The organism is Synechocystis sp. CACIAM 05, assembly GCF_010222815.1.
In the GTDB taxonomy this organism is placed as follows: domain Bacteria; phylum Cyanobacteriota; class Cyanobacteriia; order Cyanobacteriales; family Microcystaceae; genus Synechocystis.
In genome coordinates this window covers 194,051-218,622 of record NZ_CP019225.1, presented here as the reverse complement: position 1 = coordinate 218,622, position 24,572 = coordinate 194,051, and the positions used below count along the sequence as shown (strand labels likewise).

Here is a 24,572-nt window from a genome sequence, read left to right as displayed (position 1 = left end):
AATCTCTCCCAAAACTTGGGAGGTTATTGGGCATTTTTAGGCAAATTTCTAAAATGGACTTTTTAGCACTTTGGTAAATTTATCGGTAACATTTCCCGACAAATCCAAATTATCAGGATCAAGACTTAACACTGGTGCGCCAGGGGCAAAATTAAGTTGATCAAGGTTGACCCAAATGACATTGGGACTAGTGGTTAACTCAAAAAAGTAACGGCGATTTGTTAGGTCAATGGCGGTGCGATATTCCGTGTTATACAGAGAGCCAGGAATATTATTAGGGGCACCAAAGGGGACAGAAGTATTGCGGGCGATCGCCAAAATACCAGCAATGGCTTCCTGTTCAGTTTTCGGTTCCGGCAACATCATCTGGTAATAGCTAGCCCGAACAAAACGATCTTTGGGATCCACATTGCCAGGCAAGGGAGTTTGGCGGGTGGCATTGGTAAAATCCCAAGTTTCCAAGAATTTCAACTGTTGATCGTAGGTGGGATCGTTCGTCATCACCCGATACTCTGGGCCGTGGTGGACAACCAGATTACCCTCCACGTATTCCAGAATGGCCGAATCTCCACTGGCATCTTCAATGGCTAAATGCACCGTTGCCTTCATATCATCCAGGGCAACCATTACCGGCTGAATCTCATTCATCAACGCAAGGGCTTCCTTCACAGTGGCGGCATTGTCCAGTAAATATTGTCCCCACAGTCCCGCCTGTACCCCGGCTTTCTTGGGATTGCGGGGGCCAAAATCCGTCGCTGTTAGGTAAAGCATATGCATGCCCAGTCCTTTTTCATTCAAGCCGTCCACCGTACCCATGCCATAAACCGTGGTGACTACACTGCCATATTTGGAACTCCATTGGGCTGGGTTGTCTTTAACCACTAACATGTCCCCCAACATGCCTCCATTTCTTTTGATGCCCCGGGGAAAAACCATCAACTCGGGCTCGGTGGATTCCGGCCAGTCCATTGTTCGGCCGACCACCACAGCTAATTTATTGTTATTCCACAAAATTCTGGTACAAGCCTGGGCCGCTGAGGGCCAAAGGGTAATCTGTAACACTACTGCTAGCAGTATGGCCGTTGTAATGTTACCGAGAAACTGAATATTCATTGTCTTTGTCAAGTGTCTAGGGTTCATCACAATCTTAAGGGATGCCCATCGGGCGATCGCCCAGGCCATGTCCCAAACTCAGAAACCCATAGTCTAGTTTCTAGGTTCTTTGAGCTTAATTGAAAATGGAAATGCTACTGTTCTAAGACTTTTGCAACAACCAGACCCCCGTGGTAGTCACCCCCGAATTATCCGGTTGGAGCCATAGAAAATGTAAACCCTTTGCTTTTTGCTGCCGCTGACTGAACACCCCCGCTGCGGTGGCCATTTCCCCATCTTTAAAAGTAACCATGATCCATCGATCGCCGTTTTGGGTACGAAGCACCAAACCCCCCGATTGTTGGGGATCTTCGGCAATGTAAATCAGGCTTTTGGGTTGTTGTTCCGCCAACCATTCACCGATGAAACGACATTGGCGACCACCATAAATAACCACACCGGGGATAGGTAAATCTGCGGCTAAACCAAGCTGAAGAGGGGACAAATGCTCTGGCATGGCTTGATAACGCATGGGGCGATCGCCAAAATAGGGCCAAATATCCTGGGCTGGGAGAGCGACAAATTGCCAACTTTCCCCCAACAGGCGATCGGGCAAAGGTTGGGGAGGAGACGGTAGGGAATTAACCATGGTGGGAACAGGGAAATTACAGTCGAATAAATCTAGTAATTGATAATCAGGCGCTACGAGAAATATGGGATTCCAACAGGGCCACAATGGGCCCATGACGATTCAAGCGAGCTAAATCAAGGGCTGTCTGGCCCCCCTGGTTTTTCAGGTTAAGGTCTAAAGCGGGGAAATTAGTCAGCAGGGCTTCTACCGCCGACCCATGGCCCCGATGGCAAGCCCACATCAGGGCAGTAGATCCGTTGGGATCACCACGGTTAACTTGGACAGAATAATTGGCGATGGTGGTAATCACCGCAGCGAGATTTGCCATGGCTGCCAGCATTAAGGGGGTTTTTCCTTCCCATAGGGTTTGGTCCAGGTCAACCCCTGCCCGGCCCAAGGCGTTAACCATGACCGCTTGGGTCTGGGCATCCCCATGGGTGGCAGTGAGGGCTGTTAGGAGGGGCGGCTCCCCATTGCCCGAAAAATTACCATCGGCACCAGCATTGAGTAGTTGGGTCACAATTGCCAAATGTCCCTGGGCGATCGCCAAATGTAAGGCCGTGTCCCCCGCTTGATTGACGGCATTGACCATATCTTTGGGGCTCTTTTCTAACAGAATGGTCACCATGGATTGGTAACCTTCTAAACAAGCAATGTGTAAGGCTGTATCGCCGACATCCCCAGCCTGGGTAAGGGGATAACCGCCCTGGATGAAAGCTTTCACCTGATCAATGTTTCCTTCCTCCACCGCTGTGAACCAACCATTCTGATCCCAGGGGGCACCGGCTTGGAGTAAATAGTCAACAATTACTCGATCGTCTGTTTTTATGGCCAAGGTCAGGGGGAAATTACCATCCCCATCGCTGAGGTCCAACGGAGCATGGTGTTCAATCAGCTTCCGTACCATGGACAAATTTTGCTGTTTAATGGCCCATTCCAGGGCGGTTGTCCCCTGCTGGTCTTGGATTTTGGCTCTGGCTCCTCCAGCTAGTAAAGTTTCCACCAGAGGTAAATTATTGCGATAGGCCGCCATCATCAACGCCGTTGTGCCGTCATCATTACCTTGATTCACCTCGGCACCAAATTCCATCAGTATTGCGGCGATCGCCTGTTGAACCGGATTTTTTTCAGGGTCATTGGGGTTAGGCTGTAATCCCGCTAGCAACATTAGGGGCGTAATGCCATGGGGCGGCCGGGAGCGGTTGGGGTCAGCCCCCGCTTGAAGTAATTGTTTGACGGTGGTCATTTCCAGGGATGCTACTGCGTACATCAAAGCCGTCAGTCCCCTTTCGTCCCTTTGGTTAACCTGGTCTGAAGCGGCAGTAAATAAATATTCCTGCACTAATTGCCATTGACCCTGTTTAGCCGCCACCACAATGGGATTGACCATGGTTTGATTGCTGATTTTTTGCTAGAAATATTTCGACCTTTGACCGTCTGAATGCCCCATATTCCAAAATATCATTGTTGTTCGGGGCTTGGCCATGGCCCCACCAGGGATTTTTGTTGGTAACTTGTACCAATGGCAGAGGGGAAGTTTGTAACAAAAAGCAACATGGCCAGCAAATCTCGATAAAAGTTACCCTCCATTGGTTGGGAACTGCTTTAAACTAGGCTTACATCCCTTATTTACGGCGATCGCCCCCACCACAAGAGGTAACTACGAGCATGGGCAAACCCACTGGTTTTCTGGAATATACCCGCGAAATTCCCCAAGAATTAAGCCCCGGCGATCGCCTGAGGAATTGGGACGAATTCCATGTGACCATGCCCGATAAGCAGGTGGAAACCCAGGGAGCCCGTTGTATGGATTGCGGCACACCCTTTTGTCATACGGGAACTTTAATCAGTGGCATGGCCAGTGGTTGCCCCATCAATAACCTCATCCCGGAATTTAATGACCTAGTCTATCGGGGGCTGTGGCGGGAAGCTTTAGATCGGCTTCATAAGACTAATAATTTTCCTGAATTTACTGGCCGGGTTTGTCCCGCTCCCTGCGAAGGCTCCTGTGTGTTGGGCATTAACAATCCTCCGGTGACTATCAAAAATATTGAATATTCCATTATCGAAAAGGGTTGGCAGGAAGGTTGGGTAACGCCGGAACCGCCCGCAAAACGCACGGGGAAAAAAGTAGCCGTAGTCGGTTCTGGCCCCGCTGGTTTGGCCGCCGCCGCCCAGTTAAACAAAGCCGGCCATTGGGTAACGGTTTATGAACGGGAAGACCGTCCCGGCGGTTTGCTTATGTACGGCATTCCCAATATGAAGCTGGATAAGGAAGAAGTGGTGCTCCGCCGCTTAAACGTGCTGGAAGCAGAGGGAGTCACCTTTGTTTGCAATACGGAAATTGGCAAGGATTTACCCCCGGAAACCCTACTCAAGGACTACGACGCAGTGGTGCTCTGTACCGGTGCCACTAAGCCCAGGGATTTGGCGATCGCCGGTCGGGAACTGGAAGGCATCCACTTCGCCATGGAATTTTTGACCGCCAACACTAAGGCAATTTTAGATAAAACTCCCGGCCCGGATTTCATTAGTGCCAAGGATAAAGACGTGGTAATTATCGGTGGAGGGGACACCGGCACCGACTGTGTGGGTACTTCCCTCCGCCACGGTTGCAGAAGCCTAGTGCAATTGGAAATTATGCCCAAACCTCCGGAGGAAAGGGCCGCCAACAATCCCTGGCCAGAATGGCCCAAGGTGTACAAAATGGACTACGGCCAGGAGGAAGCCGCCGCTGTCTATGGCCATGATCCCCGCAGTTACCTCACCACCGCCACCAAAATTGAAGGAGACGACCAGGGGCGGGTCAAAGCAGTCCACACCGTCGATGTCCGTTGGGAAAAGGATGGGCAAGGACGATTTATCCCCCAGCAAGTGCCTGGCACGGAACAGGTCAGACCAGCTCAATTAGTCTTGCTAGCCATGGGGTTTGTGGGACCAGAAAGTCAACTGCTGGATGCAATGAAATTGGATAAAGATGCCCGGGGCAATATTAAAGCTGAATACGGCCAGTATGAAACCAGTATTCCCGGGGTATTTGCGGCGGGGGACTGTCGCCGGGGCCAAAGTTTGGTGGTCTGGGCTTTCAACGAAGGTCGGGGGGCAGCCAAAGCCTGTGACCTTTACTTAATGGGGGAAACAGACCTCCCCTAGGTGGCCATAGCCATCGGTTAATTAACTATCCAAATGTGTATCAAAAGCGGCGATCGCCCCCTGATTTTTGATTAGTAATGCTGAATAGTCGAATTAAAAATTATCATGATCCCTTATGTTGTCAAAGGGCCCAAGGTTTCCTATGCTTTTCATAGGGTAGATAATCAAATTTCCGTAAATTTTTTATTTATCTTCCTAAATTCAACTTCAACAGCAGGAAAAGCTGTCAAGAGCCGACGCTTTTGTGTCGGGGGTTTGTCTTGGGTTCCTAAAATCCATTCTAAATTCTCTTGATTTTTCCGTTCACCAAAGCTGTTACTGTGGACTGTTAGGCAATCAATCGGGTTCTGGGTTTTGATCCCTTGGTGGGAATGGCCAGATCCGGCTCTGCCCCTGACCACAGTCGAACTCGCCTGCTAACTTTTACCCGCACTTTCACGATTCTAGGAGACTATCCCCCATGTCCATTGCAGTTGGAATGATCGAAACCCGTGGTTTCCCCGCTGTTGTAGAAGCAGCCGACTCCATGGTTAAAGCCGCTCGGGTCACCCTGGTGGGCTACGAAAAAATTGGTAGCGGTCGGGTTACGGTGATTGTGCGGGGGGATGTGTCCGAAGTACAAGCTTCTGTTTCCGCTGGTATCGAAGCCGCTAACCGAGTCAACGGTGGGGAAGTGCTTTCTACCCACATCATTGCCCGTCCCCACGAAAACCTGGAGTATGTCCTCCCCATTCGCTACACCGAAGAAGTTGAACAATTTCGGACATATTAATTCCCCTTTGTTTGGCGATCGGTAGTCAACTACACAGAATAGCCAGGACTGCCGAGCCTGGGCAATGGGCGCTGATCAGCGTAATTTTGATTTTTTGATTTGATATTCCCTGGGAGTAACTTAAACCTATGTCAATTGCAGTTGGAATGATCGAAACCCTTGGGTTTCCCGCCGTTGTGGAGGCCGCCGACTCCATGGTTAAAGCCGCCCGGGTTACCCTGGTGGGCTACGAAAAAATTGGTAGCGGCCGAGTCACCGTGATTGTGCGGGGTGACGTGTCCGAGGTACAGGCCTCAGTGACCGCTGGCATTGAAAACATCCGTCGGGTAAACGGTGGTGAAGTTTTGTCTAACCACATTATTGCCCGTCCCCACGAAAACCTGGAGTATGTGCTGCCCATTCGCTACACCGAGGCGGTGGAACAGTTCCGGGAAATCGTTAATCCTTCCATCATCCGCCGTTAATTTTCCCTATAAATTTTGAGCCCAATTAAGCCATGCAACTTGCCAAAGTTTTGGGGACCGTGGTCAGTACATCGAAGACACCGAACTTAACCGGCGTCAAGCTGCTTTTAGTTCAGTTCCTCGACACCAAAGGTCAACCCCTAGAACGCTATGAAGTGGCGGGGGATGTGGTGGGTGCAGGCTTAAATGAATGGGTGCTGGTGGCCCGGGGTAGTGCCGCCCGTAAGGAACGGGGCAATGGTGATCGCCCTTTGGATGCCATGGTGGTGGGCATTATCGACACAGTTAATGTGGCTAGTGGCTCCCTCTACAACAAGAGGGATGATGGGAGATAAAGCTCCCCCCTTTTTCCTATCTTTCTTATCCACTGGAGGAACTAGGATTTTGCTTGGGACATATTTGAACCCGATGCAGTGCTGGCAAAGTCCCTGGGCTGGTTGTTGGCTGTATCTAGGAGGAACTATTGCATGGGATCTCGCACCGCCTTGGCTTCCAGGCCTTGGTCCAAACATTTAGCAGACCCCCAGATTGACCCGACGGCCTACGTGCATTCGTTTGCCAATGTGGTGGGGGATGTGCGCATTCAGCCCGGGGTCAGTGTTGCCCCTGGGAGCTCCATTCGAGCGGACGAGGGCACGCCCTTTTGGATTGGTGGTAATGTGCTGATCCAACATGGAGTGGTGATCCATGGCTTAGAAACTGGTCGGGTGCTGGGGGATGATGACCAGGAATATTCTGTTTGGATTGGGCCGGGCACCTGTGTGGCCCATTTGGCTTTGGTCCACGGCCCGGTTTACCTCGGCGCTAATTGCTTCATTGGTTTCCGTTCCACTGTGCTCAATGCACGGGTGGGGGATGGGTCGGTGGTGATGATGCATTCCCTAGTTCAGGATGTGGAAATTCCCCCCAACAAATTGGTGCCCTCCGGTGCCATGATTACCCAGCAACACCAAGCGGATAGTTTACCGGATGTGCAAGCTGGCGATCGCCATTTTGTTCAACAGATTGCGGCCATGCACGGACAAAGTGCTTCTCCAACCCAGGGAACTGCTCCAACCGTGTGTGTGTTGCCGGAGTCCCTCCCCGCCGTTACCCCCGTTACTGAAACCCCCTATATAAATTCCATAGACAACATGAGTATTAATTCTGACATTACCAACCAGATCCGCTCCCTCCTGGCCCAGGGCTATGGTATCGGGGCAGAACACGCCAACGAACGACGTTTCAAAACCAAATCTTGGCAGAGCTGTGGCACCGCCGATGGTTTCCGTCCCGACCAGGTTATTGCCACGGTGGAAGGTTGGCTCCAGGAGTTTGCGGGGGAATATGTCCGCCTAATTGGCATTGACCAGGGGGCTAAACGCAGGGTGGTAGAAGTAATTATTCAACGCCCCGGTGATGTCCCCGGTTCCCCCAGTCGGGGCACAACTACGACCAAAGCTTTGAGCAGTGGTGGTAGCGGCCGGAGCACGGTGGCCCAAGCAGGCAGTTTAGCTGGGGATAGTGCTAACCAGTTGCGGGCCCTGTTGCATCAGGGTTATAAAATCGGCTTGGAATATGCCAGTGCCCGTCGCTTCAAAACCGGCTCTTGGTTAACTGGAGGCACCATTGGCAGCCATCGGGAAGGGGAAGCTTTGCAGGAATTAAATCGTTTCCTGGCTGATCACGCCAATGAGTATGTGCGCATTATCGGTATTGATCCAGCCGGTAAGCGGCGGGTGGCAGAAATTGTTGTACACCGCCCCAATGGTAATGGCAATGGTAAACCTTCTAGTTCCAGCAGTTCCGTTGGCTATAAGTCTGCCCCTGTGAGCTCCGCCGGTGGCTCTAGCGCTGGTGGCTTGACCCCAGAGGTGGTGGAAACAATTCGGGGATTACTGGCCAGTGGTTACAGTATTGGCACCGAACACACGGATAAACGGCGCTTTAAGGCGAAATCCTGGGATACTTGTCCCACCATTGACGGCGGTCGGGAAGCTGAAGTTCTAGCTAAGTTGGAAGCTTGCCTAGCCGACCATGCCGGAGAGTATGTGCGAATTATCGGCATTGACCGGATCGGTAAACGACGGGTGTTGGAGCAAATTATTCAACGTCCCGGGGATAACGTTGCCGCTGGGCGATCGCCGTCTTCGGCTAGCGCCAGTACAACTAGCAATACTTCCAGTAATGGCTTTGGCAGTAGCAATGGTGGCGGTTACAGTAATTCCGCCGTGCGCCTAGATAACAGTGTGGTCACCCAGGTGCGTTCTCTCCTGGCCCAGGGTTACAAAATTGGCACCGAACACACGGATAAACGTCGCTTTAAAGCCAAATCCTGGCAGAGCTGTGCCCCCATCACCAGTACCCACGAGTCGGAAGTGTTGCGGGCCCTAGAAGGTTGCTTGGCAGACCATAACGGCGAATATGTCCGCTTACTAGGCATAGATCCCACAGCTAAACGGCGGGTGTTGGAAACCATTATTCAGCGTCCCTAGTAATTACTAGTTGACCAGCCCCCCGGATTTTGCCATGCAGTTACCGCCCGTTCACAGTGTTAGTCTTTCTGAATATTTTGTGAGTGGTAACGTGATCATTCACGAAACAGCGGTGATTGCTCCGGGGGTTATTTTAGAAGCGGCTCCGGATTGTCAAATTATTGTTGAGGCCGGGGTCTGCATTGGTTTGGGCAGTGTGATTACCGCCCATGCCGGTGATGTGAAAATTCAGGAGCAGGCGGCGATCGCCCCTGGCTGTCTAGTAATCGGGCCAGTGACCATTGGGGCAACAGCTTGTCTCGGTTCCCGGAGCACCATTTTTCAACAGGATATTGATGCCCAGGTCCTAATTCCTCCCGGCTCCTTATTAATGAATCGGGTTGCCGATGTCCAGACGGTAGGGGCTAGTTCTCTAACAACTGACAGCGTTACTGAAAAAAAATCCCCTTCAACCGCAAACCCCATTGCCCCTATTCCTTCCCCCTGGGACAACGAGCCCCCTGCAAAGGGGACAGATTCGTCAGATCAAGCAAAAGAATCCATTGCCAGAAAATCAAGGCCATCAACCGCCGAGGCCGCAGAACAGATTTCCTCAAATCGATCCCCTGGGGAATCGACGCCAACTGCTCCGACGGTGGTCACCACTGTGCCATTAGTTTCAGAAGAAGTACAAGAAAAGCCTCCCGTAGTGGGTCAGGTTTACATTAATCAGTTACTCTTAACCCTATTTCCGGAACGACGATATTCTAGTTCTTAAATGGATTGTCACTAGAGCATCAGACGGGCACAGTGGTGTACTTATCCTGGATAAGGCATTGGGGCAACGATACGACTAATTCGACTAAAAATAGTGCAATGTAAACGTCTCAAGTGCCTTCAATATAAGCTTTGTAGAAAGCGCTACTGTCTTGATTGTATTTCAACCAGCCGTATCACCAACAGCGGGGGGAGAAAAAACTGGTTAAACCTTTAAAAGTGAGGTAATACCCACAAAAGTAGAGTTAGTTGAGGTAGTGTCTAATTTTTAAGCTAAGGTATTTACCATGAAGGGGATGGTGTTGGAAAATTAGCGTCTCCCTAAAAATTCCTCCTCCTCGCCCATAGTCACGGTTTTTCCCCCAACTCAGCTTAATTGTTGTTTTAGCGGCAAAGTGGGGTCTTTTCCGGAAAAACTGGTGGTTGTTTGTCCCAGTTATCTCAATCCATTGCGTCTCGCCTAAATTATGCTGATCTGTCTCCAGTGCTCCGCCGAAAATCCTAATCGCAACACTGATTGCCAAAAGTGTGGGGCGTCCCTGAAGGAGCATCCCTGTAATCAGTGCGGAGAAATGGTGCAGTACGGAGAAGCCCATTGTCCCCATTGCGGGGCGATCGCCGGTCAGATATTAACAGTGTTGGTCACGGTGCCAGTGGCGGTTGGCCCGGATGGGAAACCGGAACAGAGTTTTGATCCCCAAGGGATCAAGCTTTATGAAAACTTCATTGATGTGGGTCAACGCTACCAACTCCTCACTCCCGTGGAAGAAAACCCATTTGTGGTGGATGAAGTGGGGGAAGGGGAACAAATCGTGCTCAAAAGCAGGGTGGTGGACTGCCAACCTTTACAGCCCTCTGTACTAAAAGTGTTGTTGTCCCAGCAGGGAGACTTGTTAACCCAGTTACCCCAAATGTCCGATGGGGAAATTATGGCCAATGACACTTGGTCAAGCTTGAATTTACCCAAGGCGATCATTCCCTACTTTCGCTTTCCGGAGTTGATGCCCAAAATCCCCGAAGTCTACGATGCCTGGTGTGACGGAGATTATGGTTTTGTCTTGATGGAGGACCGTTCCGGATGGGATGTGTTGGCAGATGTGCTGCGGGACGAAGGGGACTCTCTGCCGGGATTGGAAATGGTTTTTTGGATCAATCAACTTTTCCAACTCTGGCAGCAACTTTCCTCGGCTGGCTGCGGTAAAGGGCTGTTGATGGGGCAAAATCTGCTAGTGGATGAAGACCAAAACATCGCCCTAGAACAAATTTATGCCAATGGCGGAACGCCAGTTTCCCTAGAGGAATTTGGTTCTCTGTTACATGGTTATTTTAGTCCGGTACCCTCGGCGGGGGAGGACTTGTTGGCCATACTGCAAAGAGCGGCCCAGGGCGAGTATCAAGATGTAGATGATTTGTTTGCGGACATCGAAGATTTAGTGATTACGGTGGAGGAGGAAGGGGAAAATTTCATTATCCATGAAGTGGATTTTGAGCAAATTCCTGATGATGTTTTTGCGGCGATAGAAAGTGGAGAAAGTGCTTTCAAAAGCGAGGAAGTTGCTCTCAGCATTAATCCTGTTACCATGCCTGATGTCAATGTGTTTGACTCGGAAGAGGTGGACGATGTCCCCACAGCGGTATTACCTATGCAGTTAATTAGCCTGGTGGATGCGGGCTACACTGACCGAGGTGGGCACCGACAGCATAATGAAGATTTTTTCGGTATCACCACAAGTGTGGAAACCCATCGTAATAACCATGGCAAGACCATCAAGGCCCAGGGGGTTTATGTTGTCTGTGACGGTATGGGGGGCCATGCGGCAGGGGAGGTGGCCAGTCAGATGGGGGTTAAGACCCTGCTGGAGTATTTTCAAATTGTCATGGCCAATAGGTTGCCGGACAAAAATACCATCACTGAAGGGATTAATCTAGCTAACCAAAAAATTTACGAAGTTAATCAAAGTAATGCTAGTTCCGGCAGTGGCCGCATGGGTACTACGCTGGTGATGATGCTAGTTAAAGACACCACCATGGCGATCGCCCACGTGGGGGACAGTCGTATTTACCGAGTCACCCGCAAAAATGGTTTAGAGCAGTTGACGGTGGACCATGAGGTGGGCCAACAGGCCATTCTTAACGGGCTGGATCCGACATTGGCCTATGCTCGCCCCGATGCCTATCAGTTGACCCAGGCCTTGGGACCCCACAGCAGTAGTTATCTCCAACCGGACGTAGCAATTTTTGAAATTGAAGAAGATTGTCTGATTCTGCTCTGTTCTGATGGGATTTCCGACAATGATTTTGTCGAAGAACACTGGCAAGAACTACTGCTGCCCTATGTTAGCTCCAGCCAAGACGTAGACCGGGGCCTGAGAAAATTAATGGAGGCGGCCAATGAATACAATGGCCATGACAATTTGACCGGTGTACTGGTGCGACTCAAGGTTCGCCCCCAAATTCCTTTGGATGTGTGGTAGTTTCAGTAACTTATGCTTGGTGTTTGCCTAGGGTGAATGCGTCGATCGCCTTGGTAAGGACACATGTGTACACCAGGGCTTCTTCTAGTCGTTGGAAAGAGGGAATGACTAGACTATGGCTGGCGGTTAAGACCAAAATTTCTGGTTTGTCCTGTCCCACTGTCAATACTGTTTCCACCGCCTCGGTGGGTAATTTCCCCAGGGATTGATGGTCCAAACTGGCCCGCACAAAATGTTGATCCACAGCACAGTGCTTAACCCGACTCAGGCGCCAGCCCCGGTAAATCATAATGGCGATCGCTAGCAATAGGGGCAGACCGATGCGCCAATCCTGCCAGGGCAGCATTAAACCGAAATTATCCGGTATTTCAACGTAAACCATCTCCCCAGCAAATGCCCGTCTAAAACCATCCAAAATAGCCCCCAATTGCACCATAAATCCCATCATCAATATCACAAATAAGAGGAAACCCGACTCTCGAAAAATCTGTTGAATTAATAGCCAAGAATCCCCCCAGCGCCAACGGGAAAAAATCTGCCATTTACGCTCTGTTCTTTTCACCCCCACCCCTTGTCCTTGTTGTAACAGCTTTGCTTCCTCCTGGGGTGTAATCCTATTAAGGGCATAGGCTCCCAACCCATGGCTAGCTTCAAAAGCCACCGGCACCGGTTCCCCGAGCAGTTCTTGAATCACGGCGATCGCCTCTAGCACCGGGTCGAGGTTTTGATCTTCCTCAAAAATCCAATCAGACCCATCGTATAAAAGCAGTTGTCCCTGCCACACCGTCGCCAATTTGTCCTGAAAGGCTCCCCCCCTAATTTCCCGTCGCCGCACCCCAATGGCCCTTACCTGCCCTGGATTGAACTCCATCGAGAGGGGAGCATTGTGGGGAAGTTGTAGTTGCCAATGTAAATTTCCGGCCCCATGACGACGGAGGTAAACCCGACGAATGTAATGGCCTTCCTGAAAATTTCGATGGGTAATGGAGTTATCAATAAACCAGAAGAGAAAAAATAAAGTAAACAACCATTGGCTAGCGGTACGGAAGCTAAACGTTAACCAACAAAGAAGCAGAAAAATCAAAAAAAGGATGAGATTGAAAGCTTCATTGTTTTGAACCTCCCCCGCCCACAACTCCTGCCACATCATTTTTAATAAACTGGTGTAGAGGGATTGGAAAATTTTCTTGAGCTGGACCAGAGGGGTAATGGCCAAAGCATAGGGACTGGGAGAAGGATAAAGAATGGTGCCCGTATAGACCGGCTGGGGTTCGGCAATATTCTCGTTACCTGCCATGGGGAACCTCGGTGGAAAAGATGGCGTTATCCGATTAATCCGATTATAAGAATGGACCTAAAGGTCAGGCAGGAGCCCTGGGACCTATAACTTCCCCGCTGCCGCTAGTTAGCCAGGTCAGTTAGGTTAAACATAAAGGGAACCGCAGACCCCTTGCCTTCTCCCCCCATCACCAAAACCTTGGGCATGGGAGCCCCCCCTTCCCGCCAAGCTTCGATCGCCTCTTTTTGTAGGACTAATTCCCCCCCCTGAGCTTTTAAAGTTTCCGCCAGTAACCGTTGGGCTTCTGCCTTCCCCTTGGCTCGGTTGATGTCCGCCTGGGCCTGTTGTTCCGCTTCCTGGGCCACATACACTGCCCGCTGGGCTCTCTGCTCAGCAATTTGCTTTTCTTCCACTGCCTTGGCAAATTCGGGGGAGAAGGCTAAATCCACCACACTGGTGTCCAGAACAATGATGCCGTATTTCTCCAGGCGGGAATTAAGGGCGTTATCAAAGTCTTCCTTCAACTCGCTCCGTTTGGTGATGGCTTCTTCCACTGTGCGTCGCGCGGCGGCAATTTTAAAAGATTCTTGGGTTTGGGGAGCAATGATTTTGGCAACAATATTTTGTAGGGTGCCTTGGGTACGGCGAATGGTAACTACCTCGGTGGGATCGAGGCGGAAGTTAATGGCAAAGCTGGCAGACAAATCTTGCAAATCCTTAGTGGAACTTTGGGCCGGCACTTCAAATTTTTGCACCGTCACATCGTAAATATCCACCGACGATACCAGGGGCGGTTTGAAATGAATGCCTTCTAGTAGGGCTCCGTCTTGGGCTTTACCCAAGACACTCAACACACCGGCCTGACCAGGGTTAATCACCACAAAGGAGTTGAAACTCAGCAGGACTAGCAAGGCGGCGATCAGCCCCCCCACAATGGACTGCCAGCCGTCAAAGGATGGTTGTTTGCTCATAATGCTTGCCTGTCTGTCGTTGAACTTGGGGGAAATCCCTGCCCAAAGTATGGCAGAAAACCTTTCCCTTCCCAATGCCCCAACTTTCGGTAACCCGATCTGAGCTACAGTGGAGTTTCACAGTGAATTGTTACCGACGGTGAGACCACGTCCTAACTTTTAGCCCATTTTTCGGTTCCCCAACGGGCAAGATTAACAAGATTAAATTTTAGATATTAACTTTTAAGTTTTCCCATGGCTTCTCAATTACGTGTTTATGTGCCGGAGCATCCCTTAATTAAGCATTGGTTGGGGGTAGCTAGGGATGAAAACACGCCGCCGGTTTTGTTTAAAACTGCCATGGGGGAATTGGGACGTTGGTTGACCTATGAAGCCGCTCGTTATTGGTTGCCGACGATGGATACGGAAGTGAAAACTCCCCTGGCGATCGCCAAGGCCAATCTGATTGACCCCCAAACGCCCTTTGTCATTGTGCCCATTTTGCGGGCGGGGTTGGCTCTGGTGGAAGGGGCCCAGGGTTTGTTGCCCCTGGCAAAAATTTACCATCTGGGTTTAGTGCGCAATGAAACCACCCTGGAACCTAGTCTGTATCTGAACAAGTTGCCGGAGCAGTTTGCCCCCGGTACCCATCTTTTGTTGCTAGATCCCATGTTGGCTACGGGTAATACCATCATGGCTGCTTTGGATTTGCTGATGGCCCGGGGCATTGATGCCAATTTAATCCGTTTGGTCTCCGTGGTGGCCGCCCCCACTGCCCTGCAGAAATTGAGTAATGCCCATCCCCATTTGACCATCTACACCGCCATGATTGACGAACAACTCAATGACCAGGGTTACATTGTGCCCGGCCTAGGGGATGCAGGCGATCGTTGCTTTGGTACTTGATAACACCATTAAACTAGTGATCAAATAATTACAAATTCAACCCCAAACGTTAACAACAGGAGTAAAGTCATGGCTCAAAAAGATAACTTCGCCGGAGGATTTTTATTAGGTACGGTCATTGGTGGCGTAGTGGGGGGAATTTTGGGTTCTGTCCTGGCCAATCGAGCTGCTACCCAAAGCCCCGACCGGGAAAAATTAGACACTGAGGGGGTAGGAAATCTCGATAGTGAGGAAAATATTGAGTTGGCTCGCCGTCGCCTGGAAGACAAAATTGCCCAACTTAATTTGGTTATCGACGATGTCCGTGACCAGTTGGGCCACGTCAATGAATTAAACAATATCAAGGAAGTACAAGAAGAACATCGCTAACCAATCCCCACCGAAGGCTTTTCCTCGCCACTCCCTTGGCCTGGGTCTAGTTGAAGTTACCGCCATCATTGCTGGGGAACCAGAGGAAGTGACAATCCAATGACATTCAAGATCAAATTTTGGGGAGTACGGGGTAGTATCCCTTGTCCAGGGCCAACCACAGTGCGCTATGGGGGCAACACCACCTGCGTGGAAATGGCGATCGGAAGGGAACGACTGATTTTTGACGCAGGCACCGGCATCAAGATGTTGGGGGATAGTCTCCCAAGCCAGGAGAGCGTGTCGGCCGATATTTTCTTTACCCATAGTCACTGGGACCATATCCAAGGATTTCCATTTTTTACCCCTGCTTTCCGGCCCGGTAACTTTTTTCGAGTTTATGGTGTACCGACCCCCGATGGCACAACCATTGAACAACGGCTCCATGAGCAAATGTTGCACCCCAATTTTCCTGTGCCGTTGCAAACGATGCAGGGCATTGTGGCCTTTTACGATTTGGAGGTGGGGGAAGATGTTGTGATTGGTAACATTGAGTTGCAGACCCGGCCCTTAAATCACCCAGGGGAAGCCATGGGTTATCGGGTAAGTTGGCAAGGCATTACAGTGGCTTTTATCACTGATACAGAACATTTTCCCGATCGCCTGGATGACAATGTATTGGCTTTAGCCCAGAATGCAGATGTGTTGATCATTGATGCCACCTATACCGACGAAGAATATTACGATCGCCAGATGAGCAAGGTCGGTTGGGGCCATTCCACCTGGCAAGAGGCGGTGAAGGTGGCCCAGGCCGCCAGGGTAAGACAATTAATCCTCTTCCACCACGATCCTGGCCATGATGATTCAATGTTGGATGTCATATGGGACCGAGCTAAACAACAATTTCCCGCCACGGCGATCGCCAAAGAAGGCATGGAAATCAGCTTGATTCCTGGAACAATGGCTAATCCTCTTGCAACCATTACCATAGTGGGGTGAGGTCGGCCCATCTTCAAGGGATTCCATCCTTAAAATAATCAGTTAAATTCCAATAAATTTTAAGGACTGGTTGGAGATAGCCGAATTTTCCCTTTCCCCCATGGGCCAATAGCTTTTATACCCAATCCAGTTTTGAACTTTTTTAATCTGTCCCCATTGGCAAATAATCTTTCCCTACAGAAATTACTCCAAAATCGACTGCCCTGGGCTGTGGTTGTGATTGCCCTTTTTCCCTTGGTGTTTGTCGGTTGCACTACCAGGAAACCCGCCACCGTGACCCTGTCCACTGGCAATGGGCTCAGCGCCTATGTTCGCATTGGCCAACAAATCCAAGAATCAGCGGCCACCGTTGACCTTGTGGTGGTGGACAACAAAGATTCCCAGGGTTCCCAACAAAATTTACAACGGCTATTGGACGGGGAAGTGGATTTTGCCATGGTGCAACTCGACGTGGCCAGCGAAGCCATGAAAGCAGGGGATGTAGCTGCCGTGGCCATTCTGACTGAAGAATATGCCCACATCGTTGGCCGCAAAAATCAAAATGTGAATACCCTAAGAGATCTAGAGGGTAAAAAAGTCAGCATTGGCCCCCCAGCTAGTGGCATCAACTTCACCGCCACCCGCTTATTTGATTCCACCAATTTGACCATTCAACCCTATACCCAGTTAGGTTTGAGTATGGGCTTGCAAAATTTCGTTGCGCCCAATAGTCCCTTGGATGCCATGGTGTACGTGGGGCCGTTTAAAGCCAGCGATGAAGTGCGGGAACAATTGACCATTGTGGAAAATGTTGATTTTGTGCCCCTGAGCGAAAGCTTCATTAATTACCTGACTTTGCAATTTCCTGAATCCTACCGCAAAGCCTATATTCCCCAGGGTACCTACCGTGCGTTGCCCCCATTTCCTTCGGAAGATATTCTGACCATTTCCACCGGAGGGGCCTTATTGACCAGACCCAATATGAATCGGGAAAAAGTGGCTTTAATGACCTGGGCAATTTTTGCTAATTCTAGGCAATTCGCTTCGTTTTACCCCAAATTGGCAACGGAGAATGGTTCAGTTAATCTTTATGAAGGCTTGCTGTATATTCACCCCGCCGCTATGCGTACCTATCGGGAGGGAGACCCCCGCATTGCTTGGTTACGTTATCTTCAGGAGAACAAACCCCTCCAGGCCGCCTCCATTATGCTGTTGGGCACTACCACCATTGGCTTTTTGCTCCAGGGTTGGCGCAAACGGAAAACGGAAAAGTTCCTAGTGGGCCACCGTCAGGCGATCGCCGATTTGCGGGAAACGGCCCAGGAAAATCCCCAGGAAGCGTTAAGGGAAATTGAAAGTTTAAAACAAAGCTATCGCTTGATGTTGATTGAAGGCAATTTAGCGCCGGATTTGTATCAACAAATTGAGGGCATGAACGAGGTTTTTATCGAACAATGTCGTACGGAAATTAATCACCAACAGGACCAGGATTTGAGCAAAATCATTGGCGGTTTAACAGAAGTCCAGCAATACCGCAGCAATAATGCCCCTTGGATGGTAGAACATCTGCAGCAATGCCAGGAAATTTATCGGGAAATGCTTCTCAAAGGACATTTAGATTTTCCCACCTACCTTAATCTTTATCAAATGCAACTGTTGTTGGATATTCTTATCAGTCGGCCCCAGCCCACGATGGAGAGAGTTTGACCTTTCCCCATGCCTGCCAATTTCTTGGTGCACGTTTGGGAATTGGACCAAACCGGAGCGGTACAAAATGCCGCCATTCGCCCGCATCAAATTCCCCGTTTTCCCAAAGTTCCTCGTACGGAATTCTTTTGCCCAAACAAGAGAGTTATGGCTAATTCAAATCAGACTAAGAAGGCAGCGTTTGCTGTAAAGCTTTTACCAAGACCACTTTAGTTAGCCTGTTTAAATTATTCTTAGAACCTGTTTATAAAGTCTGATTCTGCCCCCTAAATCTCCTCACTAAAGCTCCGGCAATGCTGGGGGACTTTGACTTACTTTCCCCCCAAACTTGGGGGGCCAGGGGGGGCTTTCCAAACACGATCTTAATTGAATTGGCTATAACTGAACCAAAGGGATAGAAAGTTACTAGGCCTGGATTGGTGTTCCTTTCTGCCCCTTTAAAACCTTGCAAAGCCCCATTGTTCTGTTAACGTTTGACCAACTTTTTGCGGGCTACTTTCCGTAAACGGATGGATTCCGGCGTAATTTCCACCAGTTCATCGGGACCAATGTATTCTAAAGCCCGTTCTAAGTTCATGTCTTCCGGCGCTTGGAGTTGCACCAATTCGTCCCCAGTGGCGGAACGGTGGTTGGTTAGCTGTTTGGTTTTACAAACGTTCAGTTCAATATCTTGAGGCCGGTTATGCTCACCGATAATCATGCCCTTGTAAACCTTGGTGCCAGGGGTAATGAAAAATACGCCCCGGTCTTCAGCATTTTTCATGGCATAGAATGTGGCCACCCCTTCCTCGAAGGCTACCATGACACCGTTATAGCGGGTTTCCAAATCACCACTCATGGGGCGGTATTCCAAAAAGCTGTGGTTCATGATGCCTTCCCCCCGGGTGATGCGGATAAAATCCCCCCGGAAACCCAGCAAACCCCGGGCCGGAATGACAAATTCCAATTGGGTGCGGCCGTTGACGCTGGTTTGCATATCTTGCATTTCTCCCCGTCGTTGTCCCAGCCGTTCAATACAGGCTCCCACCGCCGCTTCTGGTACATCTAAAACCAAATATTCCACTGGCTCACAGGGTTGACCGTTGACCTCGCGATAAATCACTTGGGGCTGGGCCACTTGAAATTCATAACCTTCCCGTCGCATGGTTTCAATCAAAATACCGAGGTGCAATTCCCCCCGACCAGAGACCAAAAATTGCTCGGCACTTTCCCCATCTTCCACCCGTAGAGCAACGTTGGTTTCCAATTCCCGATTGAGGCGATCGCGAATCTGACGGGAGGTAACAAATTTGCCTTCTTGGCCCGCAAAGGGAGAATCATTGACCGAAAAGGTCATTTGTAAAGTCGGTTCATCCACTTTGATCAGGGGCAGAGCCTGGGGTTCGTCGGGACAGGTCAAAGTCTCACCGATATTGGCATCAGCAAAACCGGCGATCGCCACAATGTAGCCGGCACTGGCTTCTGGCAGTTCGATGCGATTCAACCCTTCAAAACCCAAGAGTTTACTAACTTTTCCTTTGGCGATCGAACCATCCTCTTTCACCAAGGCGGCCTGTTGTCCCGCTTTAACCGTACCGTTATGGATGCGGCCAATGATAATCCGTCCCAAATAATCGGAATAATCCAGGGTGGTCACTTGTAACTGGAGGGGTTTGCTGGGATCACCGGCCGGGGGCGGCACATGGTGCAAAATCGCCTCAAATAAAGGCTTCATATCCTCGGAATCGTCGTCCAGACTTTCTTTAGCAAAGCCCCCTAAACCAGAAGCAAACAGAGTGGTGAAATCACACTGGTCATCGTCTGCCCCCAGTTCCACAAATAGATCAAATACCTTATCCACGGCGGTGTTGGGGTCGGCCCGGGGACGATCAATCTTATTAACTACCACCAGGGGGCGCAGACCCTTTTCTAGGGCTTTTTTGAGCACAAACCGAGTTTGGGGCATGGGGCCTTCGTTGGCATCCACGATCAGCACACAACCGTCTACCATACCCAGCACCCGTTCCACTTCCCCGCCGAAATCAGCGTGGCCAGGGGTATCGACAATATTAATTAACGTATCTTGGTAGCGGACCGCCGTATTTTTCGAGAGGATGGTAATACCCCGTTCCCGTTCCAGATCGTTGGAGTCCATCACACACACCGGCACGTCTTCCCCTTCCCGGAAAATGCCTGATTGCTTCAATAGAGCATCAACAAGGGTGGTTTTACCGTGATCAACGTGGGCAATGATGGCGACATTGCGGATGGGAAGAGACATAACGGGCAAGCGGCTTCAAGGTCCGCATTAACAATTTGTAATATTCAGTCTATCCTACCGTTGCCTCCTCTGGAGCAAAAAGCTTCTAAAACTAAACCTAAGAGCCTGTTTGAAAAGCCCCCCTGGCTCCCCAATTTTGGGGGGAAACTGAGTGAAAGTCTCCCATTATTGGGAGATTTAGGGGGCGGAATAAAACTTGCCAAACACGTTCTAATTACCAGCAATGTATTTGTGCAAAAAGCTATTGGCGGCCAGAATATTTAACGGTTCACTGAAGCAATAGCCCTGCATGAAAAAGCAATTGAGGCTATCTAAAACGTTAATCTGTTCCTCCTGTTCGACCCCCTCAGCCACCACCTTCAGGTTGAAGGTTTTACCAAGACTGATCAGGGTTTCCATCATGGTTAAATTAGGAACGTTATCGGTTTGTTCTAGTAACTGTGCCGTTAGGGATTTGTCAATTTTTAGCTTTTGAAAAGGTAAATCCTGGAGACAACGGAGGGACATATAGTCGGTGCCAAAATCATCCAGGGAAAAACCCACACCGTAGTTATGTAAGTTGGTGATAATTTGCTGTGCCAGACCAAAATCCTTCATCACAGTGGATTCTTGAATTTCTAACTCCAAGTAATGGGTCTCCATCTTGGCCATGGCGATCGCCTCCATGACCATATTTTTAAGTAAAGGATGATAAAACTGCTTTTCAGAAATATTAACGGAAACTAGAAAAGGAGTTTGCAATTGCTGTTGCCACAGGACATTTTGTTGACAGGCAGTTTCTAAAATCCACCGAGTGAGGGGCACCATAAATTCCGTTTGGTCGCTCCACGGCAAAAACTGTCCCGGGGGCAGTAGGCCCTTTTGGGGATGTTGCCAACGGATAAACGCCTCCATGGCCTCAATAGTTTTTTTACGCCAATTAATCTGGGGCTGATAGTACAATTCCAACTCATGTTGTTCCAACGCCCGTAGTAAACGCTTTTCTACGATCGCCAAACGCTTTTGATCAGAGTCAGAAAGTCCTGGCACCGGCTGGGGGGCACCGATGCGCACATCCACCGCTGTTTCTATATGGTCATCCGCCTCTCCTGACCCCGGGTTGGTGGGTTGGGGTAACAACTGCTGTAAATTTTCCCTAATGTGACCGATCAAGTCATTCACCTGCTCCCCATCCACCGGATAGAGGGCCACCCCGTAGGTAATTTCTGGCTGGAACGGTCTTCCCCCCGCCGTCACCGGAGCTAAAACCGGTTTCATCAAGCGTTGAGCAATTCCCAACAGGCTGCTAGTATCCTGTACCTTGGACACCAGAAAAATAAACTCATCTTTATCCCAACGGGAAACAATATCTCCATTGCGCAAATTTGACTTCAGTTTTTGCCCCGCTTCCTGTAGGAAAGCATTGGCCACCGCGTCTCCCCGTTTGCGCTTGAGATCAGACCAATTATTAATCTGGCAGAGTAAAACCCCCACCTGGGCATGGTGGCGACGGGCATTGGAAAGGGCAATATTTAAGTACTCCAAAAACAGAGTCTGATTGGGCAAATCCGTTGCCGTATCCAGATAGGATTGCTCGTGAAACGTTTCATCATTGGAGCCAGCCAACAAATCAACCCCTTCCCTGGTGTTATAGCTGGAGGCAATCTGAGCGGAAACCGCCTCATTATAGGGAGAAGTCTGGGGCAATATTTCCACTGGCTGGGAGGAAGACTCCCCAAACCCCTCTCCAGTAACGTGGTAACTGGCATTGATGCTACAGCCAAAATTAATCAGGTCACCATTTTTTAGCTCGTGAATGAGGCGTTTTTCCCCGTTCACAAAGACGCCGTTTTGACTTTTATTGCCCTCTAGATCCCCATCAATAATCCAAAAACACTCTTCGTTAGTTTTACTATTAGTCTTCCGCATCAGGGTGGCATGGTGCCGGGAAGCCTGCCGGGAGTGAATCTGGATGCTAGTACCAGAATGGCGACCAATGGAATACTGTTGCTCGTCTAAGATTATTGTTCTTCTTTGATTGGCATCTTCTAGAACTAGTATGTGTTGCTTCATAGAGAATCTGGGATCTATTAATTCTAAGTTATGCCAGAGGATCAGCCTTAATCTTATTTTGACTCAAAAGTTCCGTCGCGGCATCAACTTTGAGGGGCCTACTAAACCAAAAACCTTGTATTTCCTGGCATTCCAGTTTTTGTAGTACTTCCAACTGCTGTTGAGTTTCTACGCCTTCACTGATGATGCGAACACCCAATTTTCTCCCCAGGGTCATAATGCTGGTAATGATCGCTTCGTTGACGGGACTCTGCTCCAAATCTTTGATAAAGGACTCGTGGATCTTGACGGTGGGAATCTTAAACTGTTGCAAGCAGGACAGAGTGCCTAGGCCAATACCAAAGTCATCGAGGGAAAGATTAACACCAATAGTGGCCAACTGTTCGATGGCCCGGCGAGAATAATCAATGTTGTCCATAATGATGCTTTCAGTCACCTCAATGGTCAACCAGTGGGGCTCCAACTGATTCTCCTCTAGGATACTTTGGATATTGGCAATCAAGTGAGGATTTTGGAATTGGTTGAGGCAGAGGTTAATACATACAGGTAAGGGGGGAATCCCGGCCCCTTGCCATTGCCGATTCTGTTGGCAGGCCGTCCTTAGAATCCATTCGCCGATGGGTACAATTAAATCAGTTTTTTCTGCTAAGGGAATCAGATTAACCGGAGAAATTTCGCCAATTTCGGGATGGTGCCAACGCAACAGAGCCTCCATGCCAGTAATTTCCCCTGTAGTTATATGGAGGATGGGCTGGTAGGTTAGGTAGAACTGATGCTTGTCCAGGGCCTCGTAGAGTAGGTTTTCCAGTCGGAAAAACAGGTTAGCTTTAGAGGCGGCCTTTTCGTTAAAGAAAGCGAAGGAGTCAAAATGTTTTTCCTTAATTTGTTCTAGAGCAGTGTGGGAATTTTTCAATAGGGTAGCCCCATCAGTACCCCCATCGGGGTAAACGGCGATGCCCACCTTACCCTTGAGGTGAATTTTTTGTTTGGCCACGTCAATGCTCTCTTCCAGCATGGCCAGCATTTCCTTCACCATTTCCGTCAAGGCTTGATTGTCCCCCGGTTCCTTGAGCAGAATGGCAAATTCTTTTCCCTGCCAACGACAGGCCAAGCCTCTTTTTTCTGTCCACTGGCTCAGACGTTTGGCTACGGTTTTGAGTAAAATTTCTCCACACCCTAGTCCGAAAGCATTGATCATCCGCTCGTAATTATAAAAATTGAGGAACAGGATAGCCAGCCGACTTTGATCCCGCTGTACCTTCGCCAAGGCGATCGCCAATTGCTCCTCAAAAAAAGCATGGTTGGGTAGCCCAGTCATGGGGTCGTAGAAAGTATGTTGGGCCAAGCTATCTTCTGCCTGTTGCCGTCGGGTAATGTCAATTAAGTAGCTACGAATAATTTGATTTTCAGTCAGATAATGGACGTATTGCTCATAGCATTCATCGCCACTTTTCACCTCCCGCAAAAGCAAATTGCCCCGTACATTTTGGGCTTGGTTGAGCAGACCTTCTAAAATAGGATGGCTAACGCCTAGGTCATTGATATCCCGAAACTTAATACTTGCCGGCGGATTTAGATAAACAATTTTGCCATTGAAATCAATTTCCACAATGGGATGGGGACTAAGCTCAGCAAAGGAAGAAAAACGCACTAAATCAGCAGAACTAGGGGCCAAACGGGATGCTTCCTGTTCCTGCTCATTTATAATGGTGGACTTACTGGTGTAATCCCCCAAACTTTGGCGAGACAAGTCTTCTAAGGACATGGCCTCCAGGGGGTTGAACATGGCAATTTCCAAAGAAGTGGAAACGATGTAGTAACTAGCCTTGGACTGACTACCAAATAAAATCACATCCCCGTGTTGCAGGTCGTGGGATTCACTATCCTGTCCATTGATAATCAGACCATTGGTACTGCGATTGCCCTCCAAATCCCCGTCTAAAATCCGGTAGGAATAACCTTCATTTTGGGAGGTGGGTTTGATGCGAATTAGGGTGGCGTGGTGGCGGGATACTACCTGGTCGTAAATGACAATATCATTGCTGGATTCCCGTCCAATGGAATAGGTGGGTTCGTCCAAGGAAATAATACGACGGGCTTTTTGATCTTCGATCACAAATATATGTCGAAATTCAGGCAGGTTAGTCATAACAGCAAGGATGGGCGGATGGGCAAGGGAAATATGTATCTTGACCCGATGATGGAGACAAAATCTGGCTAAATTGCGACCCTACCTCTAGTGTGACATAACCCCTAACGGTTGGATCGTACTTCTT

The 24,572-nt window shown here is 49.5% G+C and carries 20 protein-coding genes; 11 read left to right on the top strand and 9 right to left on the bottom strand.

Annotation, left to right across the window (positions count from 1 at the left end; all coding sequences use genetic code 11):
* Positions 1-48: 48 nt before the first annotated feature.
* The 4 genes from BWK47_RS01045 to BWK47_RS17225 form a co-directional block, all read right to left on the bottom strand.
* Positions 49-1,113: a linear amide C-N hydrolase gene (locus BWK47_RS01045; RefSeq protein ID WP_237269733.1), complete on the bottom strand. Its 1,065-nt coding sequence runs from the start codon at positions 1,111-1,113 to the stop codon at positions 49-51.
* 142 nt (positions 1,114-1,255) lie between these two features.
* Positions 1,256-1,741 carry a Tab2 family RNA-binding protein gene (locus tag BWK47_RS01040; RefSeq protein ID WP_237269732.1) on the bottom strand — a complete coding sequence of 162 codons (486 nt, stop codon included), beginning with the start codon at positions 1,739-1,741 and terminating at the stop codon, positions 1,256-1,258.
* Positions 1,742-1,787: 46 nt separating this feature from the next.
* Positions 1,788-3,113 carry an ankyrin repeat domain-containing protein gene (locus tag BWK47_RS01035; protein ID WP_162327227.1) on the bottom strand — a complete coding sequence of 442 codons (1,326 nt, stop codon included), beginning with the start codon at positions 3,111-3,113 and terminating at the stop codon, positions 1,788-1,790.
* A gap of 71 nt (positions 3,114-3,184) precedes the next feature.
* Complete coding sequence (locus BWK47_RS17225; protein WP_257793035.1) at positions 3,185-3,313, bottom strand: hypothetical protein; 129 nt, start codon at positions 3,311-3,313, stop codon at positions 3,185-3,187.
* A gap of 78 nt (positions 3,314-3,391) precedes the next feature.
* Here BWK47_RS17225 and gltD point away from each other — a divergent pair, with 78 nt between their 5' ends.
* The 7 genes from gltD to BWK47_RS01000 all read left to right on the top strand — a co-directional run bounded on the left by gltD (position 3,392) and on the right by BWK47_RS01000 (position 11,816).
* On the top strand, positions 3,392-4,876 hold the full coding sequence (gene gltD / locus BWK47_RS01030) for a glutamate synthase small subunit (protein WP_162327226.1): 1,485 nt from the start codon (positions 3,392-3,394) through the stop codon (positions 4,874-4,876).
* Positions 4,877-5,336: 460 nt separating this feature from the next.
* Positions 5,337-5,648: a carbon dioxide-concentrating mechanism protein CcmK gene (locus BWK47_RS01025; RefSeq protein WP_010871406.1), complete on the top strand. Its 312-nt coding sequence runs from the start codon at positions 5,337-5,339 to the stop codon at positions 5,646-5,648.
* 128 nt (positions 5,649-5,776) lie between these two features.
* The gene (locus BWK47_RS01020) at positions 5,777-6,112 is read left to right on the top strand and encodes a carbon dioxide-concentrating mechanism protein CcmK (RefSeq protein WP_010871405.1); all 336 of its coding nucleotides are present in this window, start codon (positions 5,777-5,779) and stop codon (positions 6,110-6,112) included.
* 32 nt (positions 6,113-6,144) lie between these two features.
* Positions 6,145-6,447 carry a EutN/CcmL family microcompartment protein gene (locus BWK47_RS01015; protein WP_010871404.1) on the top strand — a complete coding sequence of 101 codons (303 nt, stop codon included), beginning with the start codon at positions 6,145-6,147 and terminating at the stop codon, positions 6,445-6,447.
* A gap of 132 nt (positions 6,448-6,579) precedes the next feature.
* Positions 6,580-8,586 carry a ribulose bisphosphate carboxylase small subunit gene (locus BWK47_RS01010; protein ID WP_162327225.1) on the top strand — a complete coding sequence of 669 codons (2,007 nt, stop codon included), beginning with the start codon at positions 6,580-6,582 and terminating at the stop codon, positions 8,584-8,586.
* Between the two features lie 34 nt (positions 8,587-8,620).
* Positions 8,621-9,343, top strand: a complete 723-nt coding sequence (locus BWK47_RS01005; protein WP_162329567.1) for a hypothetical protein — start codon at positions 8,621-8,623, stop codon at positions 9,341-9,343.
* A 466-nt stretch (positions 9,344-9,809) separates the two neighbouring features.
* A complete protein-coding gene (locus tag BWK47_RS01000; RefSeq protein WP_162327224.1) occupies positions 9,810-11,816 on the top strand; it encodes a serine/threonine phosphatase in 2,007 nt (668 codons plus the stop codon).
* A 10-nt stretch (positions 11,817-11,826) separates the two neighbouring features.
* Here BWK47_RS01000 and BWK47_RS00995 read toward each other — a convergent pair whose 3' ends face one another.
* Both BWK47_RS00995 and BWK47_RS00990 read right to left on the bottom strand, forming a co-directional pair.
* Positions 11,827-13,113 carry a hypothetical protein gene (locus BWK47_RS00995; RefSeq protein WP_162327223.1) on the bottom strand — a complete coding sequence of 429 codons (1,287 nt, stop codon included), beginning with the start codon at positions 13,111-13,113 and terminating at the stop codon, positions 11,827-11,829.
* Positions 13,114-13,217: 104 nt separating this feature from the next.
* Positions 13,218-14,066, bottom strand: a complete 849-nt coding sequence (locus tag BWK47_RS00990) for a prohibitin family protein (RefSeq protein WP_010871399.1) — start codon at positions 14,064-14,066, stop codon at positions 13,218-13,220.
* A gap of 234 nt (positions 14,067-14,300) precedes the next feature.
* Here BWK47_RS00990 and upp point away from each other — a divergent pair, with 234 nt between their 5' ends.
* The 4 genes from upp (at position 14,301) to BWK47_RS00970 (ending at position 17,984) form a co-directional block, all read left to right on the top strand.
* A complete protein-coding gene (gene upp, locus BWK47_RS00985; protein ID WP_162327222.1) occupies positions 14,301-14,951 on the top strand; it encodes a uracil phosphoribosyltransferase in 651 nt (216 codons plus the stop codon).
* A gap of 69 nt (positions 14,952-15,020) precedes the next feature.
* On the top strand, positions 15,021-15,320 hold the full coding sequence (locus tag BWK47_RS00980) for a thylakoid membrane protein (RefSeq protein WP_010871397.1): 300 nt from the start codon (positions 15,021-15,023) through the stop codon (positions 15,318-15,320).
* 99 nt (positions 15,321-15,419) lie between these two features.
* Positions 15,420-16,298 carry an MBL fold metallo-hydrolase gene (locus BWK47_RS00975; protein WP_162327221.1) on the top strand — a complete coding sequence of 293 codons (879 nt, stop codon included), beginning with the start codon at positions 15,420-15,422 and terminating at the stop codon, positions 16,296-16,298.
* A 156-nt stretch (positions 16,299-16,454) separates the two neighbouring features.
* The gene (locus BWK47_RS00970) at positions 16,455-17,984 is read left to right on the top strand and encodes a TAXI family TRAP transporter solute-binding subunit (protein WP_237269731.1); all 1,530 of its coding nucleotides are present in this window, start codon (positions 16,455-16,457) and stop codon (positions 17,982-17,984) included.
* 466 nt (positions 17,985-18,450) lie between these two features.
* Here BWK47_RS00970 and typA read toward each other — a convergent pair whose 3' ends face one another.
* From typA to BWK47_RS00955, 3 genes are all read right to left on the bottom strand, one after another.
* A complete protein-coding gene (typA, locus tag BWK47_RS00965; protein WP_162327220.1) occupies positions 18,451-20,244 on the bottom strand; it encodes a translational GTPase TypA in 1,794 nt (597 codons plus the stop codon).
* A 210-nt stretch (positions 20,245-20,454) separates the two neighbouring features.
* Positions 20,455-22,296 (bottom strand): EAL domain-containing protein, encoded by a 1,842-nt coding sequence (locus BWK47_RS00960; RefSeq protein WP_162327219.1) that lies wholly within the window; start codon positions 22,294-22,296, stop codon positions 20,455-20,457.
* 28 nt (positions 22,297-22,324) lie between these two features.
* Complete coding sequence (locus tag BWK47_RS00955) at positions 22,325-24,445, bottom strand: EAL domain-containing protein (RefSeq protein ID WP_162327218.1); 2,121 nt, start codon at positions 24,443-24,445, stop codon at positions 22,325-22,327.
* Positions 24,446-24,572 lie beyond the last annotated feature (127 nt).

Bases quoted from the DNA above. Each gene is read 5' to 3' on its own strand.
- BWK47_RS01045 (WP_237269733.1), bottom strand. From the start codon at position 1,113: ATGAATATTCAGTTTCTCGGTAACATTACAACGGCCATACTGCTAGCA.
- BWK47_RS01040 (WP_237269732.1), bottom strand. From the start codon at position 1,741: ATGGTTAATTCCCTACCGTCTCCTCCCCAACCTTTGCCCGATCGCCTG.
- BWK47_RS01035 (WP_162327227.1), bottom strand. From the start codon at position 3,113: ATGGTCAATCCCATTGTGGTGGCGGCTAAACAGGGTCAATGGCAATTA.
- BWK47_RS17225 (WP_257793035.1), bottom strand. From the start codon at position 3,313: ATGGAGGGTAACTTTTATCGAGATTTGCTGGCCATGTTGCTTTTTGTT.
- gltD (WP_162327226.1), top strand. From the start codon at position 3,392: ATGGGCAAACCCACTGGTTTTCTGGAATATACCCGCGAAATTCCCCAA.
- BWK47_RS01025 (WP_010871406.1), top strand. From the start codon at position 5,337: ATGTCCATTGCAGTTGGAATGATCGAAACCCGTGGTTTCCCCGCTGTT.
- BWK47_RS01020 (WP_010871405.1), top strand. From the start codon at position 5,777: ATGTCAATTGCAGTTGGAATGATCGAAACCCTTGGGTTTCCCGCCGTT.
- BWK47_RS01015 (WP_010871404.1), top strand. From the start codon at position 6,145: ATGCAACTTGCCAAAGTTTTGGGGACCGTGGTCAGTACATCGAAGACA.
- BWK47_RS01010 (WP_162327225.1), top strand. From the start codon at position 6,580: ATGGGATCTCGCACCGCCTTGGCTTCCAGGCCTTGGTCCAAACATTTA.
- BWK47_RS01005 (WP_162329567.1), top strand. From the start codon at position 8,621: ATGCAGTTACCGCCCGTTCACAGTGTTAGTCTTTCTGAATATTTTGTG.
- BWK47_RS01000 (WP_162327224.1), top strand. From the start codon at position 9,810: ATGCTGATCTGTCTCCAGTGCTCCGCCGAAAATCCTAATCGCAACACT.
- BWK47_RS00995 (WP_162327223.1), bottom strand. From the start codon at position 13,113: ATGGCAGGTAACGAGAATATTGCCGAACCCCAGCCGGTCTATACGGGC.
- BWK47_RS00990 (WP_010871399.1), bottom strand. From the start codon at position 14,066: ATGAGCAAACAACCATCCTTTGACGGCTGGCAGTCCATTGTGGGGGGG.
- upp (WP_162327222.1), top strand. From the start codon at position 14,301: ATGGCTTCTCAATTACGTGTTTATGTGCCGGAGCATCCCTTAATTAAG.
- BWK47_RS00980 (WP_010871397.1), top strand. From the start codon at position 15,021: ATGGCTCAAAAAGATAACTTCGCCGGAGGATTTTTATTAGGTACGGTC.
- BWK47_RS00975 (WP_162327221.1), top strand. From the start codon at position 15,420: ATGACATTCAAGATCAAATTTTGGGGAGTACGGGGTAGTATCCCTTGT.
- typA (WP_162327220.1), bottom strand. From the start codon at position 20,244: ATGTCTCTTCCCATCCGCAATGTCGCCATCATTGCCCACGTTGATCAC.
- BWK47_RS00960 (WP_162327219.1), bottom strand. From the start codon at position 22,296: ATGAAGCAACACATACTAGTTCTAGAAGATGCCAATCAAAGAAGAACA.
- BWK47_RS00955 (WP_162327218.1), bottom strand. From the start codon at position 24,445: ATGACTAACCTGCCTGAATTTCGACATATATTTGTGATCGAAGATCAA.